The following is a 16,816-nucleotide window of genomic DNA, read 5'->3' on the forward strand; positions in this document are numbered from 1 at the left end:
TTAAAAAACCCCTTCCAATTGGAAGGGGTTTTTAGTTACTCAGCCGCTAATAAGCTTAAATAAAACGCCCAAGGCCGACCGCTGAGCGCAGTTTATCCATGGTTAACGCGGCCTCCTCCCGAGCACGCTGAGCGCCTTTTTGCAGTACCGCTTCAATATGAGCAGGGTCATCCATTAGCGCGTTGTAGCGCTCACGGGGTTCGCTCAGGTGTGTATTGAGATACTCAAACACCTGGTTTTTAGCATCGCCCCAGCCAATACCGGCGGCGTACTGTTCACGCAGAGCAGACGTTTCGCTCTCATTGGCAAATGCCGCGTATATCTGGAACAGGGTGCAGGTATCCGGGTCTTTCGGCTCGCCGGGCTCAAGCGAGTTGGTCTTGATTTTACGCACCAGCTTTTGAAGCTTTTTCTCGGGCGAAAACAGCGGGATGGTATTGTTATAGCTTTTGGACATTTTGCGCCCGTCCAGTCCTTTCAACACCTCGCCTGTCTCACTTACCACCGCTTCGGGTAGCGTAAAGTACTGCCCTTTATAGAGGTGGTTGAACCGCCCGGCCATATCACGTGCCATTTCGATATGCTGAATCTGATCGCGCCCTACCGGCACCTTTTTGGCGTTGAACATCAGGATATCGGCAGCCATCAATACCGGATAGCCAAAAAGCCCCATGGTGATGCCTTTGTCCGCGTCCTGGTCGCCTGCTTCTTCGTTCTCAGCCACGGCGGCTTTGTAAGCGTGGGCGCGGTTCATCAGGCCTTTGGCACACACGCAGGAAAGCATCCACGAGAGTTCTTGAACTTCCATCAAATCAGACTGGCGGTAAAAAATGGCGTTGTCGGTATCCAGCCCAAGCGCCAGCCAGGTAGCGGCAATTTCCAGGCGTGACGCTTGCACGCGCGCAGGGTCCTGGCACTTGATCAGGGCGTGGTAATCCGCCAAAAAATAGAACGACTGAACATTGGGGTCCTGGCTTGCTTCAATCGCCGGTTTAATCGCACCAACGTAGTTGCCTAAGTGCGGTGTACCGGTCGTCGTAATACCGGTTAAGACGCGGGTTTTAGCAGTTTGACTCATTGTGTTTAGGCTCTTGGGCAAATAGCCCTATCATAACGCGCAGATTTACGCGTGTCGAATGCCATCAGCGCAATCCTGCCAGCCGCCACGTTGCTTCTTCCGGGCTTTGCCTCACAAAAACAGCGTGTGTACTGGCAGACGTACCACCGCTTCTGGCCGTGATGGCAACGCGCTGATCCGCCAGCCGTTCAATATCAATGATGAGGTCATCAAGTAACCGCCTTTGGCCCTCGGCTTGCGCTATTGGCAATGCCTCAAGCAGTGCGTTGAGCACCTGGCGTGGCAACAACGCCTGACTATCATCGCTTTGCAACTGTCGCTTATCGCCGATATTGAAGGCGGGTGGATACGTTAGTAAACGGTTCAAGAAGGCATCCCGCGATGCTGCATACTGGCGGTCCGACAAGACAGCCAGCAGGCTCTCATCCAGCATTTGGGCCTGAACGGCAATTCGAAAATTACCCGCCAAACGCTCATCGACTAACGCCGTCCGCATACTCGCCACGCCCAGCAGCAGCGCGGCAGAAAGAAGCGCCATGACGATCACCAGCGCAGCCCCCTGCTGATGCTTCATGGGCTGCCCTCCATGGCGGGAAGAGGTGTACGACGCGTAATAACGTGATCACGCTGCATCACATGCCATACAAACGGTGTTTGGCGCTCGCCCGCAAATTGGAGCGTTACCCGATAAAGCCCTGTTATACCATCGGCGTCTTTCTCAAACAGGCTAAGCGCGTCGCATGCGTGACTGCCTTTATAAAGCCCTTCTATCAAGGGCTGGCTGTTATGACGTAACGCACAGGTGGTCGCATCGACCAGCGAGTCATTGATCTCATACTGGCCTGCCTCGCCTTTACGAATGTCCCGGGTGAGCGATTGAACGGCAAAAACAAGCGCTTCCTGCTCGCGACTGATGGCCTCGACGCGCTGAAAGGTCGTCACAGTGGTTAACAAAAGCTGGCCTGCGCCCAAAATAATAATGGCGCCGATCACCATCGCGACCATCATTTCAACCAGCGTAAATCCTCCTTGGCGCTTATTGAGCATTAGGCGCCTCGCCAGCATAGCGCGCTTCAATAAAGGGCAAGGTAAACACGTAGTCAAAATGGTCAGCCGCTTGATTGGAAGACCGTGCACGCATCGTAATGGAGACGGTCAATTGGCAACCTCCGGATACAAAAGCGCTATCAACCGTGCCCGTTGCGCCGTTAAGCGGTGCTTGTGAAGGCGTAAACCACTCGGCCTGCCAGTCACTCTCCAGCCCCGCCGTGAGGTGTCGGCAGTTTTGTTTCGCCGCCAGCTGCGCCCAAGCGCGCTCCTGGGCATCCAGGGCTGCCACACTTGCCACGGAGTATTGGTAGCCCGAAGCGGCGCTTTGCAGCGACGTTAGCTGAATGGCGGCGATGCCGATCAGCCCAAACGCCAGCAAGGCCAAGGCAATTAACACCTCCACCAGGGTAAACCCCTCTTGGCGCCGCACTTACCAGCACGTCTCGGGCAAGCGTTCACCTTGACTACTGAGCGTTATGGCCTGGCCACAGCCATCTTTTCGCTCAGTCGACGCGCTTAGCACATAGCGACCGTCCTGGCGTTCAGAATAGGCAATGCGATAATGCCCGCTTGGTGACAGGTGGGGCATTTCACAGTCTTGATAGGAGTAGGTTCGGGCGTGACAGCGCGCTAGTTCAGCCGCCGCCTGCCTTAACCCCGCATGCGCATCCGTGCGCAGGGATGTTTGCAGGTAGCGGGAGTAAGCAGGGTAAGCCATGCCAGCGATAAGGCCGAGAATGCCCATCGCCACCACAAGCTCAAGAAGCGTAAAACCGCGCTGACGCTCTATCGAGCGGCCTGCGCGAATAGAGTAAGGATAAAGCGAAAACCTCACGTGATGCTCCTGCATCAGCCACCGCATACGCAGTGCATCAGCTGCTGACGATTACCTGCTCGCGCAGCTCTTTGGGCATGGAGAACGTAATGCTCTCCTCGCGGCCTTTTAGCTCTTCCGGCATGGAAGCACCCAATGACTGAAGCTTGCCAATTACGCCTTTCACCAACACTTCCGGGGCACTGGCGCCCGCCGTTACGCCGATGCGGCCGACGTTTTCAAGCCACGTTGGCTCAATCTGGTCGGCATTATCTATCAGGTACGCCTGTGTTCCCATACGCTCGGAAAGCTCGCGCAAGCGGTTAGAGTTGGAACTATTGGGGCTGCCCACTACAAGCACTAAGTCACTGTCCGCGGCCAGTTCACGCACCGCATCCTGGCGGTTTTGCGTGGCGTAGCAAATATCATCTTTACGCGGTCCACTGATCTCGGGAAACCTCTCGCGCAGCGCATCAATCACTTTGGCCGTGTCATCCATCGACAGCGTCGTTTGGGTCACAAAGGCAAGGCTGGAAGGATCATTGACCTCCAGGTTGGCAACGTCCTGCTCATCTTCGACTAGATAGATGCGACCGCCATGCGCCGTGTCATAGCGTCCCATGGTGCCTTCTACTTCGGGATGGCCTGCGTGCCCAATCAGCACGCACTCGTGCCCCCGTTTGGCGTAACGCAAGACTTCCAAATGCACCTTGGTGACCAGCGGGCAAGTGGCATCAAACACTTTCAGCCCACGCCGGTCAGCATCGGACTGTACGGCTTGAGACACGCCATGCGCAGAGAAAATAACGATCACGTCATCCGGCACTTCGTCGAGCTCTTCCACGAAGACAGCCCCACGCTCGCGCAGCGTTTCCACCACAAAGCGGTTGTGGACAACTTCATGGCGCACATAGATAGGCGGCCCGAACACATCCAGTGCACGGTTGACGATGTCTATAGCGCGATCCACGCCGGCACAAAAACCACGCGGATTGGCCAATTTGATCTGTATGGGCTGTGCTTGCGTCGATTGCATAGTAGTGCCTTGATGCGTTACCGCACCGTTTAGTGAATAAGAACCCGGCTAATGCTAAAGCCAATGCTAAAGACTAGTGCGTTGTAACCGGTTTTACATCCAGTACGTCAACCTCAAAGGTTAACGTGCGCCCCGCCAGCGGATGATTAAAATCCACCTCGACGCGGTCGCCTTCAATGGTTTTGACCACACCAGGCAATTCCGTTCCCGCTTTATCGGCAAACGACATCACCATACCAATTTCAGGCGCTTCATCGCCAAAATCAGCGCGCTTTAACGTCTGGATATTTTGCGGATTGTGCTGCCCAAAGGCATGCTCGGGAGAGACCTGAAAAGTACCTGTCTCGCCCGTTGTCATGCCTTTAATCGGGTGCTCAAAGCCGGGTGGCAAATTGCCGTCACCGTACTGAAAGGTGGCCGGTGCCTTCTCTTTGGTAGAGTCTACTACCGTGCCATCTTCAAGTTTCAGGGTGAAGTGCAGGGTCACTTCCATCCCCTCATCAATCAGGTAATCACTCATTACACTGCTCGCTATGTGGTAAGGCCCTGGCATACTGCCACCAGGGCCTGATTAATGCTAACCGAGTTAGAGGTCGCGGGTTACTTCGTTGAGTGGGCTTTTTTACGCCGCCGGTCGCCCATCACTGACTCCCAAATCAACCCAATGGCCCCCAGAGTAATCCCGATGTCTGCCACGTTAAAGGCGGGATAGTACCAACCGGCCACATGAAACGATAAAAAATCGACCACGTAGCCATGCACCAGGCGGTCATAGAGATTCCCAAGCGCCCCACCGATAATCAGCGGCAGCGAAATGGCCAGCAGCTTTTCATCGGCTCTAACACGGGAAAGCCAGATGGTCAGGCCCACGCTTGCACCAATGGCAATAATGGCGAAAAACCAACGCTGCCAACCAGGGTGGGAAGCCAAAAAGCTAAAGGCCGCCCCCGTGTTATGCATTAAGGTGAAGTTAAAAAACGGCAGCACTTCTACCGGCTGCAGATACCCCAGCTGGCTGCTGGCAATCGCCTTGGTGGCCAAATCCAGCACAATCACGGCAACGGCCAACCACAGCCAGCGCAGCGGCTGGCGCATGGGCGGCCGCACGTTGGACGAGACCGACTCAGGCATAGTGACGCACCTCACCCGGGCCATCCGGCAGATTAAGAATCGAACGCTTGCACAGCGTGGGATGCTCAGGATGCGTACCTACGTCAGGGCGGCGCTCCCAGCTACGTTCGCACTTCTCAAACGCACTGACGACCACCGCTACTTTGAGCCCTTCTAGCTCGCTGTAGGCAGATGCCTCGGCATCCGCCAGCGGCTTGAGAGTCGCTTCCGAGGTAATCAGCACAAAGCGTAACTCGTCGCCCAGTTGTGACAGCAACACATTGAGTTCGTCGCTAACGTAAAGGGTGACTTCGCTGTCCAGCGAGCCTTTGATGGCCCCTTCGCTACGCGCTTCTTCCAAGCGTTTATTCACCGCCTGCTTGACCTCTAGCACTGCTTCCCAGTATTCACGCCCCATCTCGGCGTCAGCATCAAGGGGCTTCAGGTCGGTATAGTAGGTTTCCAGCAGTACGCTGTCGCCACGCTTGCCCGGGATATGCTCATAGATCTCTTCTGCAGTGAAGGAGAGAATCGGTGCGACCCAACGCGAAAGCGCCTCGATAACATGATAGAGCGCGCTCTGACAGCTGCGGCGTGCCCGCGAATCAGCCTGAGTGGTGTACTGGCGATCCTTGATGATATCCAGATAAAAACCACCCAGGTCGCGCGCGCAGAACGTATGCACCTGCTGATACACGTCCAGGAAGCGGTACTCTTCATACGCTTTCTGAATGCGCTCTTGTAGCTGCAGTGCGCGGTCGATGACCCAGCGATCCAGGGCGATCATATCCTCAAAAGCCACCATATCGCGCGCCGGGTCAAAGCCGGTCAGGTTGGCCAAAAGAAAGCGCGACGTGTTGCGAATACGCCGATACACGTCCGCTGTACGCTTGAGGATCTCATCCGACACGGCCATTTCATTGGAGTAATCCGTCGAGGCCACCCAAAGGCGCAGAATGTCGGCACCCAGCTTGTCCATCACCGACTGCGGCGCGATGACATTACCCAACGACTTGGACTGCTTACGGCCTTGCGAATCGACGGTAAAGCCGTGGGTCAATAGCTGACGATACGGCGCGTGACCGTCAATTGCCGAACCGGTCAACAGCGACGAGTGGAACCAGCCGCGGTGCTGGTCAGAGCCTTCCAGATACAAATCAGCTCGCGGGCCGCTTTCATGGCCATGTGGATGCGAACCACGCAGCACATGGCGGTGCGTGGTGCCGGAGTCAAACCAGACATCCAGCGTGTCAGTCGACTTGTCGTATTCGGCGGCTTCCGCGCCCAGCAGCTCAGCAGCGTCGAGGCTAAACCAGGCATCAATGCCCTGCTCCTGCACGCGTTTAGCGACTTCTTCCATCAGCTCAATGGTGCGCGGATGCAGCTCGCCGGTTTGTTTGTGCAGGAAGAACGGAATCGGCACGCCCCAGTTACGCTGACGCGAGATGCACCAGTCTGGGCGATTAGCGATCATGCTGTGCAGGCGCGCCTGGCCCCAGGCGGGCGTGAACTGGGTCGCCTCGATGCCTTCCAGCGCGCGTTCACGCAGGGTTTTACCGTCTTTCCCCTGAATATCCATGCCCACAAACCACTGGGCTGTCGCACGGTAGATGACCGGCGTTTTATGGCGCCAGCAGTGCATGTAGCTGTGCACGATGGGCTTATGCGCCATCAGCGCACCCACTTCGTCAAGCTTGGCGACGATGTTGGGGTTGGCTTTCCAGATCATCTGGCCGCCAAAGAACGGCAGATCATCAACGTACACGCCGTTGCCCTGTACCGGGTTCAGCATGTCGTCAAAGCTCATGTCGTGGGCGCGGCAGGTATTGAAGTCATCCAGGCCGTAAGAAGGCGCAGAGTGAACGATACCGGTACTGCCCACTTCCGACTCAACGTAATCGGCCAGATAAACTGGCGACAGGCGATCATAGAACGGGTGGCGGAAGTTGATCAGGTCTAGCTTTTCACCGCGAGTGGTAGCGATGACCTCGCCCTGTAAACCAAAGCGTTCAAGGCAGCTTTCGACCAGCTCTTCGGCTAGCAGCAGCAGGCGCTCGCCGGTATCGACCAGCGCGTAGGTAAATTCGGGGTGAACGTTCAGCGCCTGGTTGGCAGGGATGGTCCAGGGCGTGGTGGTCCAGATCACCACCGCCGCCGGTTTGGGCAGCGCGGTTAAGCCAAACGCAGCGGCCAGCTTATCGGCATCTTCCACCGGGAAGGCGACATCAATCGCGTCGGACTTCTTGTCTTGATACTCGACTTCCGCCTCAGCCAGCGCCGAGCCACAGTCAAAGCACCAGTTAACCGGCTTCAGACCTTTAAAGACGTAGCCCGCTTCGACCATGTCGGCCAGTGCGCGAATCTCGCCTGCTTCATTGGCGTAGTCCATGGTGCGGTAGGGATGATTCCAATCACCGATAATTCCCAAGCGCACAAAATCAGCCAGCTGTGTTTCAACCTGAGCGCCCGCGTACTCACGGCATAGCTCACGCGCTTTTGCAGGCGCCAGGTGCTTACCGTGCGTGGTTTCTACCTTGTGCTCAATGGGCAGACCATGGCAGTCCCAGCCCGGCACGTAAGGCGCATCAAAGCCCGCCAGGTTTTTCGATTTAACGATAATATCTTTTAAAATTTTATTAACGGCGTGACCAATATGGATACTGCCGTTGGCGTAGGGAGGGCCATCGTGCAGTACAAACAGCGGTGCGCCAGCACGCGCTTCGCGCAGGCGCTGGTACAGGTTCATATCTTGCCAGCGTGAAACGCGTCCCGGCTCCTGCTTAGGCAACATGCCACGCATAGGAAAGTCGGTTTCAGGCAAGTTTAGCGTGTGCTTATAGTCCATGGTTCGGTCAGCCGTTGTTAGCATCGGCAGCGTCATCCGCCGAAGAAGGATCAGAAGAAATTGTCTTGGAAACCTGTGTCTTGGAAACCTGAGTCTTGGAAACCTGGGGCTTGGAAGCCTGAGTCTGGGAGGCCTGAGCCTCACGCCCAAGCGGGGCCGAGGCTAGCGGCAGCGCGTTATGACAACCAGTGACGGCCGTCGCAAAGTAGCGATGTGCCTGGCTCTGATCGCGCTCAATTTGCGCTTTTAGTGCATCAAAGTTGTCGAATTTCACTTCCCCACGAAGCCGCGCACAGGGAAATACCGTCATGCGTTTGTCGTAGAGGTCACCGTCAAAGTCAAACAGGTTGACTTCCAGTGTGGGCCGCTTGGAGCCAACCGTCGGCCGAAAGCCGACGTTAGCAATACCGTGGTAGCGTTGGCCGTTTTCAAGCGTCACCCCAACGGCATAGACACCGCGCAGCGTTAAGGGCTGAGGCAACAGGGGCAGGTTCGCCGTGGGCACACCAATGGTGCGACCAAGCTGCTGGTCACGCACCACACGCCCATCCAGCGAATACGCCCGCCCTAACAGATTGGCCGCTGCGGCAAAGTTACCGCTGGCAAGCAAAGTACGCACGCGTGAGCTTGAAACCCGCTCGTTCTCAACCGTAAAGGTGCGGGTATGTTCAACCCCAAAGCCCTGCTCTTCGCCCACCGCTGCCAGCAGCGTAAAGTCGCCCTGGCGGTCACAGCCAAAACGGAAGTCATCACCAACGACCAGATGTTTAACACCCAGCCCTTCGATCAGCACCTGATCAATAAATTCGCGCCCGGTCAGGCTTCTAAGGGCATTATTAAACGGCAGGCACAGCACCTGTTCAGCGCCGTACTGACCCAACAGACGCACCTTTTCACGCAAGCGCGTTAGCCGTGGGGGTGCCTGGTCACCGGCAAAGTACTCACGCGGCTGGGGCTCAAACACGACCACGGTTAGCGGCACGTTTAGGCGCGCAGCGTGCTCGCGGCACTGCTGCAAAATTGCCTGATGGCCACGATGCACACCGTCAAAATTTCCAATGGTAGCGACGCAGCCACGCTGTGCCGCTACCAGATTGTGCAGTCCTCGAATGACGCGCATGGCACCTCAGCCGTTAATAATTTGCCGCTCCCAAGCCTTGTTGGGTTTGGGTGAAGCTTAAAAAGCTCTGATTATAGCGAACCTACCGTGATATATGTCTAACTCTCTGCCGATTCAACGTGACTTTTAAGCGTTCGGCCACGCATTGCCGCTGTACGGCCTAGCTCTGCATTTTAAAATGCCGTGGCCGCAGGCCCAGCGCAGTAAGCCAGACAACATAAATCCCGCCCCCTAAACCTACCAGCCCGGCCACCCAGGCAACACGCTGCCACAGGCTAAACGCAAGCCACGCGTGCCACTCTGGCGACACCATATAAAGCGCGGCACACATCAAACCGCTACCGCCCAGCAGTTGCACCGCGTACCGACCCCAGCCCGGCTGAAAAACCAGCACGCCCTGCCTGTACAGCAACACCCCCAGCATACCCGCGTTCAAAAAGGCCGACAGCGCCGTGGCGAGCGCCAACCCGGCATGGGCAAGCGGCCAAATCAACATCAGGTTGAACACCATATTAGCGACCATGGCGATAATACCCACCTTCACCGGCGTTTTGGTGTCCTGGCGGGCAAAAAAACCAGGCGCCAATACCTTAATCAGCATAAAGGCGACCAGGCCAAAGGCATAGGCACGCAGGCTCATCGCGGCCATCTGAATATCGTGGTCGGTCATTGCGCCATAGTGAAATAGCGTGATCAATAGCGGCTCGGCCAATACCGCCAACGCCAGTGCGGCAGGCAGGCCCACCAAAAGCACTAACCGGATCGCCCAGTCGAGCATGGCGGCAAAATGCGCCTTTGACTGCTCAGCGTGGCGCTTGGAAAGTGCGGGCAATATCACCGTTGCTATCGCCACGCCAAAGACGCCGAGCGGCAGCTCTACCAAGCGGTCAGAGTAGTAAAGCCAGGAGACACTGCCCGCCACCAGCAGTGACGCCAACACCGTATCCAGCAGCAGGTTAATTTGCGAGACCGAGACCCCAAACAGCGCCGGGCCCATCAGCTTTAAAATGCGCTTAACGCCTTCATGAGCGAAGTTCGGCCAAGGCGTGGGCATCAAGCCCAAACGCATTAAAAACGGCACCTGGAAAATCAGCTGGGCAGCACCTGCAATCAGCACGCCCCAGGCCAACGCCATGGCGGGCTCATCCATTAACGGCATTAAAAAGAGCGCGGCACCAATAAGTGACAGGTTGAGCAAAACCGGCGTAAAGGCGGGCACTGCAAAACGGTTCCAGGTATTTAGCACGCTGCCAGAAAAAGCCGTGAGCGAGATCAGCAGCAAATACGGAAACGTGAGGCGCAGCATATCGGCGGTCAAGGCGTGCTTGGCGGGGTCACTGCCAAAGCCGGGCGCAAACACCCAGATAAGCCAGGGCGCGCACAGCATCGCAAGCGCGGTAATCAAAGCCAGCAGCGCGGTTAAACTACCGGCTACGGCGTTGAGTAACTCGCGAATCTCCTGCTTACTGCGCTGGGTCGAGTACTCGGAAAGCACCGGCACAAAAGCCTGGTTAAAGGCACCTTCAGCAAACAGGCGCCGCAAAAAATTAGGAATTTTAAAAGCGACAAAAAAGGCATCCGCGCCATTCCCGGCGCCCAAAAGCGTCGCCACCACCACATCGCGTATCAGGCCCATCACGCGGGAAAGCATGGTCATGGAGCTAACCACCAGCCCTGAGCGCATTAGCCCACGGCGTGGCGGTGCGCCAGGCGCGGCGGAAGTGTCATTCGGCGGCGTGTTTGAGGTCATTTTTGGATCCATAGGCGCGGATGGCCAATACCCATCATAGAGTCATTAGATAAAACCATCAGACACAAAAAAACCGGCCGTAGCCGGTTTTTTTATGGCGCCTGCCGGCTTACGCCGCCAGTGCCTTAATACGCTTGTTCAAACGGCTTTTCAGGCGCGCTGCTTTCTTCTTGGACAGCACGTCTTTATCAGCAATACGGTCAACGACCGGCTGCATTACCTTGAACTCTTCCATCGCCTTGCCGTGGTCGCCGGTGTTGATCGCTTTGATCACACGCTTGATATAGGTGCGGACCATGCTGCGCTGGCTGGCTTTCAGGACGCGACGAGTCTCGGCCTGGCGGGCGCGCTTGCGTGCTTGCTTGCTGTTCGCCACAGGTATCTCCTTGGAGAATAAAGGTTGCCGCAAATTCGGCAACGGATTAACTATGTGTTCGCCACGCTCATGTTCACTCTAAAAGCTGCCCATAACGCGACTTTCCTTAACAACCAATTGATTCGACAAGCATTTAAGCTCTGTCAAATAGTGTAGCTGGCAGTCAAATTGCCTGCCCGCCCACGGGTCTTGTCTGAGAGGATGGCGTAGTCTATCACGCACTATTCTTGCTTGCCACACGTTGTCAATGTTTTATTGTATCAGCAGGCTAACCGAATGGCTCACAAAGCGCTCTCAAAAGAAGCGACATGGACTTTACCCAGCATCTTCTACATTATTGCCCTTAAATATAAAAGAACTGACGTTTTAAACGACGTTCTCTGGCGGCCGATCTGCTAGCTCGTTTATCTCTGAGGCCTGCGTTAGCCGCACCGAACTCTCATGGCGACTAACAGGGCGCCCCTATGGCACTTAGGGCCGCTTAGGGATAGCCAATCCTTCAAACAATTTCACTATTAAAGACGGACTCACTATGTCGGATTTCTCTCTTTGGTTTGCCGTTCATACGACTGTCTATATCGCCCTAGTGGTGCGTGTACTCACGGTAGAGGGCAAAGAGCCCGCCTCCCGAGCCGCATGGATATTGATTCTCTCGTTTCTACCCGGCTTAGGCATCATTGCCTACCTGCTACTTGGCGAACCCTGGATATCGCGCCGGTCACGACGCAAAGCTATTGGCACCGTCACACGGTTGGTGAAAGCCTATAACGTAGGGAAAACATCGGCACTTGCGCAGGTACCAGACCGTTTTCGGCCCGCCTTTCGCGCCTGTGAGCATTTAGCGCATAGCGGCACCACTGGCCACAATACCGCCACGCTAACCGCCGACTCCAATGCAGCGATCGACGCGATGGTGGAAGACTTCGATGCCGCCGAGGAGAGCATCCATATCTCCTTTTATATCTGGCTTACCGATAACAACGGGCTCAAGATTGCAGAAGCTGTTAAGCGCGCGGCTGAACGTGGCGTGACATGCCGAATCATTGTCGACGGTATTGGTTCGCGAGCGCTTACCCGCTCGGAACACTGGGCGGCAATGAAAGCCGCCGGTGTTCAACTGTGCGTATCGCTTAAAGTTTCTTTTGGATTTGGGGCACTGCTCGGTAGCCGCGCAGATCTTAGAAACCATCGCAAGATCGTCGTGGTGGATAACCGATTAACCTACTGCGGAAGCCAGAACTGCGCCGACCCGGAGTTTCGTGTCAAAGCGAAGTATGCGCCGTGGGTCGATATCATGCTGCGTTTCGAGGGGCCGGTGGTGATGCAAAACCAGCTGCTGTTTGCGGCCAACTGGCTAATCGAATCCAATGAGCATCTTGATGTTCCCTGGCAGCAAACGTCGCCACCCGGCACAGAAGCCAACATGGAGGGCAACGGCAGTGCAGCCATCGCCTTTGGCACCGGGCCGCTGTCACCTAAAGGCGCCATGTCGGATGTGTTTTCCAGCCTTCTGCACTGTGCCCAGCATGAAGTCGTGATTTCGAACCCCTACCTTGTTCCTGATGCCTCACTGCTTTCGGCGCTGATTGGCTGCGCCAGGCGCGGCGTTCAAACCACGCTCATTCTGCCCCAGCGCAACGACTCCTTTGTGGTAGGCGCCATCAGCAAAGCCTACTATGCACAGCTTGTTGCCGCTGGCGTAAAAATCTTCGAATTTCGTGGTGGCCTTTTGCACGCAAAAACACTGGTGGTGGATGAAGCGGTAGCGCTAGTGGGTTCCGCGAACATGGACCGCCGCAGCCTGGAGCTTAATTTCGAGAATAATATTCTGCTGCACTCACCCGATGTAGCAAAAAGCATCAGGGAGCGCCAAAACGCCTGGCTTTCCGATGCCAATGAAGTGGCCCCCGACCAGGTCATTCATCGCTCGTTGTTACGCCGGATCGGCGATAACGTTGCCACCATTTTCAGCCCGGTGATGTAATCAATGCTCATCGGTTAATGATCCGCTACCCACGACGGGCAGCGGTGAACCGCCGAAAAACGCTTATATCAAAAGTTTCATGGGGCGCAAACTGCCAGCCAGGTTGGGTAGCCTTTGATTCAGCAACACATCCAGATATTCATCAGCGGTGAAAGCTGGATTATTGAGACTTTTACGATGCTGCTGTAGCGCTTGAATGACGCTACCTGGATTCAAAGCAAGCATATCTACTAAAAATTCATCAGGATGTATGGCTCGAATGTCATAGGAGTTGAGCATTTCACTGGGGAAATCCTTAAGATTAAACGTGATAATTGCTTCAGCGCCGCAGTGAATAGCGCATGCAAGTACATGCCTATCATCCGGGTCTGGTAGTTTTAACCCATCAATCAAAAGCTCGAACCCTTCAACCAGCCCGTCGCGGGTATGGCTATCCATCAATTCACGCACGCGCTCAAGCTGCTCTCTCGTTATATCGCTACGCTGCGCCAGCAAACTGCGCATCCACTCCTCATGTATTTGACGTGACCAGCGAGCTCGATATAGGTCTGTAACAGCCAAATACATCAGCAGGCTTCTGAGTGGCGCGGGATATAATACACAGGCATCATATACCACTGTGTAATAAGAACTCATTAATACCCTAGCCCCATGGATTGATCGAGCCTTGCTAACTCAGCCAGCGAATCAAGGCGTTTTTGATCGAGCTGTTGCTTGTATGCCATGACATCCGAATATTTAACTTTACGTCGATTGCCGACACGATGAAACGGAACATGCTGCTCATCAAGTAGCTTAATGAAGGAAGGACGCGACATATTCATGACATCCGCCGCTTCCTGGGTTGTCATCTCCGCATGTACAGGAATGAGCTTGACCATGTTCCCATCGCCCAATTCGGTCAAGATATCCACCAATAGACGAAGCGCGCTGGCCGGCACCTCAACCTGATGCGTTTCGCCGTCTTTATTGATAACAGCGACTTTTTGGGTAGGCGCTTTTGTCTCGATGTAAGCGGCAAGCTCACGGCTTGATAGCTTGGCCAGAGCGGCTTCTTCGGCATTAGGTAACTGACTAGCTAGCGCGTGCATCGGTTTTCTCCATAAGTGCTTCGATACTCAACGTTATAACCCTAGCACTATTCGAATTATTCGAAAACCGATATTTACATGTTACAGCATTCATAACCACATGCTGTTAAGGCAGCGGCTGGCCTGTTGGCGCAAGAATTTTGCGCAGAAAATGCTGCGTGCGCGGGTCCCTGGGAGCGGTGAAAAGCTCCTCGGGCGGTGCTTGTTCAATAATTTGCCCTTCATCCATAAATATCACGCGATCCGCTACGTCACGCGCAAACTGCATCTCGTGGGTAACGATAATCATGGTTTGCTGCTCGGCGGCAAGTTGCTTCATCAAGCTCAGCACTTCCTCCACCCATTGCGGGTCCAGCGATGACGTGGGCTCATCAAACAGAATGACATCGGCGTTCGCGGCCATGGCGCGGCCAATGCCGATACGCTGCTGCTGCCCGCCAGAAAGCGCTGCCGGGTAAGCATCGGCTTTATCTGAAAGCCCAATCCGCTCAAGGATTTCTCGGGCACGTGCATGGGCCTTTTCCTTGGGAATTTTATCAACGACGATCATGCCCTCGCTAATGTTCTCAAGCGCCGTTTTGTTGGCAAACAAACCATAGTTTTGAAAGACAAACGCGGTACGCCGACGCAGCTTTAAAATATCAGCACGGCTCGCCTGCTGCGCATCCACGCGCATATCGCCGACGGTAATACGCCCGGATTCAGGCCACTCTAAAAAGTTAATGCAGCGTAATAGCGTTGACTTACCCGTGCCTGAAGGGCCAATGATGACAATGATCTCGCCCCGCTCAAGCGACAAATCAATATCGGCGAATACATCTTGTTTACCAAAGCGCTTGGTAACGGCCTCAAGCGAGATCATCGTTGGTACGCCTTATTCAGGTAAATTTCCAGGCGACGCTGCCCCCAGGAGAGAATTTCTACTATTACCCAGTAAATCATCGCCGCGAGTAAAAAAGCCTCCAGATAGAGAAAGCTACTGGCAGCCTCTTTTTGTGTGGCTCCCATCAATTCTGTGACGCCTAGCGTAAAGGCCAGCGACGTCGCCTTGATGATATCAATGAAGTAGTTCATCAACGTGGGTGTTGCCACGCGGGTCGCCTGGGGGAGAATAATACGCCGCATTAGCTGCGACTGCGTCATGCCGATAGAGAGCGCCGCTTCTGTCTGGCTGCGGTCAATCCCCACAATGGCCGCCCGAATAGACTCAGCCATATAGGCGGAAAAGTGCAGCGTCAGGCCCATTACAGCAGCGGTTATGCCGTTAATCGACACCAACGCCTCTACCAGTTGGGGCAACCCGTAATAGAACAGAAAAAGCTGAACCAACAGCGGTGTCCCGCGAAAAAACGAGATAAACAGCAGCGAAAAGCCGTTCAACACCGGCACACGGGTCACGCGAATCACGGCCAGAAGACAGGCAAGCACCAGCGCCAGCAGCATGGCGAGGGTCGCCATTTCAAGCGTGAGCGGCACATAGCTTAAAAGGACCGGCAACAGCCCCCACATATAATCCAGGTTTAGCATGTCAGCATCGCTTATAAGCAAAACGGCCGTGGATTACCCACGGCCGCGTTCAGTACAGGCTTCCGTTTACAGCGTAGCGGTTATTCCGGCTGCTGCGTGATATCGGTATCAAACCATTTTTCGGAAATTTCACGCAGTGTGCCGTTATCGCGCAGCTCAGTTAGCGCTTCATCCACACGGTCGCGCTGGGCATTGCCTGCCTCGTTGTCACGAAACGGCAGCGCATTTTCGATAACCGTGAAGGGTTGGCCCGCCAGTTCCAACGGCAAACCGCGCTCCTTAATCACCTGAGTCGCACTAACGCGGTCCATAATAAAGGCATTGGTGCGCCCCAATGCTACGTCCTGCTCTACGTTGGATTCGTAGGTGCGGATATCAATTTCGTCGGCGTTCGGCAGCTCGCGCAACAACTGCTCGTAGTTGGAGCCCAGGTTAACCGCAACCGATTTACCGGAAAGATCCTCAACGCCGTTAATAGCATCGTTACCCTTCCGGACAACGACCTGCGCACCGTCATACACATAGGGCGCCGTAAATACATACTTGGCTTCACGCTCCGGCGTTATCGTTATCTGGTTGGCAATAGTGTCGATGCGGCCAGAATCCAACATACCTGCTAGTCCCGAAAAACTCGCCGTGACAAACTCGACATCATCACCGGTGACCTCCCCCACCGCGTTCATGACATCGACCTCAAAACCCTTGAGTTCGTCGCGCTCCACAAAGGTAAACGGGAAATAGCCGCCCGACATGCCCACTCGTAGGGTATCTGCCTGGGCCTGAACCGCAGCAAAACCACCTGCCACACTTAAGGTAAGCGCGGCGACTAACGTGTTTAAACGACGTGATCGAGTCATCAGAAGCATCCTCATCGGCAAAGATCATTTGCCTTTTGCAGAGTGTAGGCGTGGCAGGCGCAAAGGCAGCGTAGCCGTTACACGCACATCATAAACACAAAAAAGAATATTAAAAATAGTTTTTATGCATTGAGGTTATTAGAGTTTGGCAAGCGAAACCACTCTGCGCTACGTGTTT

18 protein-coding genes are annotated in these 16,816 nt (G+C 55.0%); 1 reads left to right on the top strand and 17 read right to left on the bottom strand.

The annotated features are described in order from the left end of the window. Positions 1–55: 55 nt before the first annotated feature. The 12 genes from ACT3TY_RS16030 to rpsT form a co-directional block, all read right to left on the bottom strand. A complete protein-coding gene (locus tag ACT3TY_RS16030) occupies positions 56–1,078 on the bottom strand; it encodes a tryptophan--tRNA ligase (RefSeq protein ID WP_444628876.1) in 1,023 nt (340 codons plus the stop codon). A gap of 64 nt (positions 1,079–1,142) precedes the next feature. After that, on the bottom strand, positions 1,143–1,652 hold the full coding sequence (locus ACT3TY_RS16035; RefSeq protein ID WP_444628877.1) for a PilX N-terminal domain-containing pilus assembly protein: 510 nt from the start codon (positions 1,650–1,652) through the stop codon (positions 1,143–1,145). Beyond that, positions 1,649–2,125, bottom strand: coding sequence for a PilW family protein (locus tag ACT3TY_RS16040; protein ID WP_444628878.1), 477 nt, complete (start codon positions 2,123–2,125; stop codon positions 1,649–1,651). Before ACT3TY_RS16040 ends, ACT3TY_RS16035 begins: the two co-directional genes overlap by 4 nt. Continuing rightward, positions 2,115–2,558, bottom strand: coding sequence for a type IV pilus modification PilV family protein (locus tag ACT3TY_RS16045; RefSeq protein WP_444628879.1), 444 nt, complete (start codon positions 2,556–2,558; stop codon positions 2,115–2,117). The genes ACT3TY_RS16040 and ACT3TY_RS16045 overlap by 11 nt, the downstream gene beginning before the upstream one ends. Continuing rightward, positions 2,559–2,963, bottom strand: coding sequence for a type IV pilin protein (locus ACT3TY_RS16050; protein ID WP_444628880.1), 405 nt, complete (start codon positions 2,961–2,963; stop codon positions 2,559–2,561). 37 nt (positions 2,964–3,000) lie between these two features. Continuing rightward, positions 3,001–3,978: a 4-hydroxy-3-methylbut-2-enyl diphosphate reductase gene (gene ispH, locus ACT3TY_RS16055; protein ID WP_444628881.1), complete on the bottom strand. Its 978-nt coding sequence runs from the start codon at positions 3,976–3,978 to the stop codon at positions 3,001–3,003. A 73-nt stretch (positions 3,979–4,051) separates the two neighbouring features. Next, positions 4,052–4,498, bottom strand: coding sequence for an FKBP-type peptidyl-prolyl cis-trans isomerase (fkpB, locus tag ACT3TY_RS16060; protein WP_441679796.1), 447 nt, complete (start codon positions 4,496–4,498; stop codon positions 4,052–4,054). 80 nt (positions 4,499–4,578) lie between these two features. Continuing rightward, positions 4,579–5,109, bottom strand: coding sequence for a signal peptidase II (gene lspA / locus ACT3TY_RS16065; RefSeq protein ID WP_444628882.1), 531 nt, complete (start codon positions 5,107–5,109; stop codon positions 4,579–4,581). Continuing rightward, positions 5,102–7,957, bottom strand: coding sequence for an isoleucine--tRNA ligase (gene ileS / locus ACT3TY_RS16070; protein ID WP_444628883.1), 2,856 nt, complete (start codon positions 7,955–7,957; stop codon positions 5,102–5,104). The genes lspA and ileS overlap by 8 nt, the downstream gene beginning before the upstream one ends. Continuing rightward, positions 7,941–9,053: a bifunctional riboflavin kinase/FAD synthetase gene (gene ribF, locus ACT3TY_RS16075; protein ID WP_444628884.1), complete on the bottom strand. Its 1,113-nt coding sequence runs from the start codon at positions 9,051–9,053 to the stop codon at positions 7,941–7,943. Before ribF ends, ileS begins: the two co-directional genes overlap by 17 nt. Before the next feature lie 160 nt (positions 9,054–9,213). Further along, complete coding sequence (murJ, locus tag ACT3TY_RS16080) at positions 9,214–10,803, bottom strand: murein biosynthesis integral membrane protein MurJ (RefSeq protein WP_444628885.1); 1,590 nt, start codon at positions 10,801–10,803, stop codon at positions 9,214–9,216. A gap of 109 nt (positions 10,804–10,912) precedes the next feature. After that, on the bottom strand, positions 10,913–11,179 hold the full coding sequence (rpsT, locus tag ACT3TY_RS16085) for a 30S ribosomal protein S20 (protein WP_009097974.1): 267 nt from the start codon (positions 11,177–11,179) through the stop codon (positions 10,913–10,915). 532 nt (positions 11,180–11,711) lie between these two features. On the opposite strand from rpsT, the gene cls reads away from it, so the two are divergent. Then, the gene (gene cls / locus ACT3TY_RS16090; protein ID WP_444628886.1) at positions 11,712–13,163 is read left to right on the top strand and encodes a cardiolipin synthase; all 1,452 of its coding nucleotides are present in this window, start codon (positions 11,712–11,714) and stop codon (positions 13,161–13,163) included. A 63-nt stretch (positions 13,164–13,226) separates the two neighbouring features. Here the strand turns inward: cls and ACT3TY_RS16095 are convergent, their stop codons facing one another. From ACT3TY_RS16095 to ACT3TY_RS16115, 5 genes are all read right to left on the bottom strand, one after another. Then, positions 13,227–13,799: a PIN domain-containing protein gene (locus ACT3TY_RS16095; protein ID WP_444628887.1), complete on the bottom strand. Its 573-nt coding sequence runs from the start codon at positions 13,797–13,799 to the stop codon at positions 13,227–13,229. Next, positions 13,799–14,254 carry an excisionase family DNA-binding protein gene (locus ACT3TY_RS16100; RefSeq protein ID WP_444628888.1) on the bottom strand — a complete coding sequence of 152 codons (456 nt, stop codon included), beginning with the start codon at positions 14,252–14,254 and terminating at the stop codon, positions 13,799–13,801. The genes ACT3TY_RS16095 and ACT3TY_RS16100 overlap by 1 nt, the downstream gene beginning before the upstream one ends. Positions 14,255–14,360: 106 nt before the next feature. Beyond that, positions 14,361–15,116, bottom strand: a complete 756-nt coding sequence (locus tag ACT3TY_RS16105) for an amino acid ABC transporter ATP-binding protein (protein ID WP_444628889.1) — start codon at positions 15,114–15,116, stop codon at positions 14,361–14,363. After that, complete coding sequence (locus tag ACT3TY_RS16110; protein ID WP_172118967.1) at positions 15,113–15,781, bottom strand: amino acid ABC transporter permease; 669 nt, start codon at positions 15,779–15,781, stop codon at positions 15,113–15,115. Before ACT3TY_RS16110 ends, ACT3TY_RS16105 begins: the two co-directional genes overlap by 4 nt. Before the next feature lie 80 nt (positions 15,782–15,861). Continuing rightward, positions 15,862–16,638, bottom strand: a complete 777-nt coding sequence (locus ACT3TY_RS16115; protein WP_172118968.1) for an amino acid ABC transporter substrate-binding protein — start codon at positions 16,636–16,638, stop codon at positions 15,862–15,864. Positions 16,639–16,816: the final 178 nt, after the last annotated feature.

Origin of the sequence: Halomonas sp. AOP22-C1-8 (assembly GCF_052378905.1) — a bacterium.
GTDB classification, from domain to species: Bacteria; Pseudomonadota; Gammaproteobacteria; order Pseudomonadales; family Halomonadaceae; genus Vreelandella; species Vreelandella citrativorans.

Excerpts from the sequence above, each read along its gene's own strand:
- ACT3TY_RS16100 (WP_444628888.1), bottom strand. The coding sequence starts at position 14,254 with ATGCACGCGCTAGCTAGTCAGTTACCTAATGCCGAAGAAGCCGCTCTG.
- ribF (WP_444628884.1), bottom strand. The coding sequence starts at position 9,053 with ATGCGCGTCATTCGAGGACTGCACAATCTGGTAGCGGCACAGCGTGGC.
- murJ (WP_444628885.1), bottom strand. The coding sequence starts at position 10,803 with ATGACCTCAAACACGCCGCCGAATGACACTTCCGCCGCGCCTGGCGCA.
- ispH (WP_444628881.1), bottom strand. The coding sequence starts at position 3,978 with ATGCAATCGACGCAAGCACAGCCCATACAGATCAAATTGGCCAATCCG.
- fkpB (WP_441679796.1), bottom strand. The coding sequence starts at position 4,498 with ATGAGTGATTACCTGATTGATGAGGGGATGGAAGTGACCCTGCACTTC.
- ACT3TY_RS16110 (WP_172118967.1), bottom strand. The coding sequence starts at position 15,781 with ATGCTAAACCTGGATTATATGTGGGGGCTGTTGCCGGTCCTTTTAAGC.
- ACT3TY_RS16030 (WP_444628876.1), bottom strand. The coding sequence starts at position 1,078 with ATGAGTCAAACTGCTAAAACCCGCGTCTTAACCGGTATTACGACGACC.
- ACT3TY_RS16095 (WP_444628887.1), bottom strand. The coding sequence starts at position 13,799 with ATGAGTTCTTATTACACAGTGGTATATGATGCCTGTGTATTATATCCC.
- lspA (WP_444628882.1), bottom strand. The coding sequence starts at position 5,109 with ATGCCTGAGTCGGTCTCGTCCAACGTGCGGCCGCCCATGCGCCAGCCG.
- ACT3TY_RS16040 (WP_444628878.1), bottom strand. The coding sequence starts at position 2,125 with ATGCTCAATAAGCGCCAAGGAGGATTTACGCTGGTTGAAATGATGGTC.
- cls (WP_444628886.1), top strand. The coding sequence starts at position 11,712 with ATGTCGGATTTCTCTCTTTGGTTTGCCGTTCATACGACTGTCTATATC.
- ACT3TY_RS16035 (WP_444628877.1), bottom strand. The coding sequence starts at position 1,652 with ATGAAGCATCAGCAGGGGGCTGCGCTGGTGATCGTCATGGCGCTTCTT.
- ACT3TY_RS16115 (WP_172118968.1), bottom strand. The coding sequence starts at position 16,638 with ATGACTCGATCACGTCGTTTAAACACGTTAGTCGCCGCGCTTACCTTA.
- ACT3TY_RS16105 (WP_444628889.1), bottom strand. The coding sequence starts at position 15,116 with ATGATCTCGCTTGAGGCCGTTACCAAGCGCTTTGGTAAACAAGATGTA.
- ileS (WP_444628883.1), bottom strand. The coding sequence starts at position 7,957 with ATGCTAACAACGGCTGACCGAACCATGGACTATAAGCACACGCTAAAC.